At 47.7% G+C, this 606-nt stretch carries 1 protein-coding gene; it reads left to right on the top strand.

The window, feature by feature from the left end:
• The coding region (locus RTW80_RS26900) for an efflux RND transporter periplasmic adaptor subunit (RefSeq protein WP_312721145.1) at window positions 1-606 on the top strand (606 nt) is incomplete at both ends.

The following is a 606-nucleotide window of genomic DNA, read 5'->3' as shown; positions in this document are numbered from 1 at the left end:
GGCCGTATTGATGCAATTGAACGGGTAAACGTAGGGGCACAGGTATCAGGGCAATTAAAATCACTGAAAGTGAAACAGGGCGACCATGTGACTAAAGGGCAGTTGATTGCCGAAATTGACGACCTACCTCAGTGTAACGATTTGCGTAATGCCGAAGCTGCACTCAACGAAGTGAAAGCAGAACTTCAATCCAAGCAGGCGCTCCTGAAACAGGCTGAACTGCGTTTTAAACGCCAGCTCCGGATGCTAAGAGAAAATGCCAGCTCACACGAAGATTTTGAGTCTGCGGAGGCAATGCTTGCGACCACTCGCGCTGAATTACATTCTCTGAATGCCAAACTGGTCCAGGCACAGATAGAAGTAGATAAGAAAAAGCTTGCCCTTGAATATACGCGAGTCGTAGCGCCAATGGATGGAATTGTTATTGCCATTGTCACTCAGCAAGGGCAAACCGTTAACTCAAACCAGAGTGCCCCAACAATTATTAAACTCGCTCGTCTGGATGTCATGACCATTAAAGCACAGATCTCCGAGGCTGATATAACCCGTATTTCTGTGGGGCAAAAAGCCCGCTTCTCTATCTTCTCCGAACCGGACAAGCACTAC

It is taken from the genome of Escherichia sp. AM3 (genome assembly GCF_032029835.1).
Classification (GTDB): domain Bacteria; phylum Pseudomonadota; class Gammaproteobacteria; order Enterobacterales; family Enterobacteriaceae; genus Escherichia; species Escherichia coli.
This window is presented reverse-complemented; position numbering and strand designations above follow the sequence as displayed.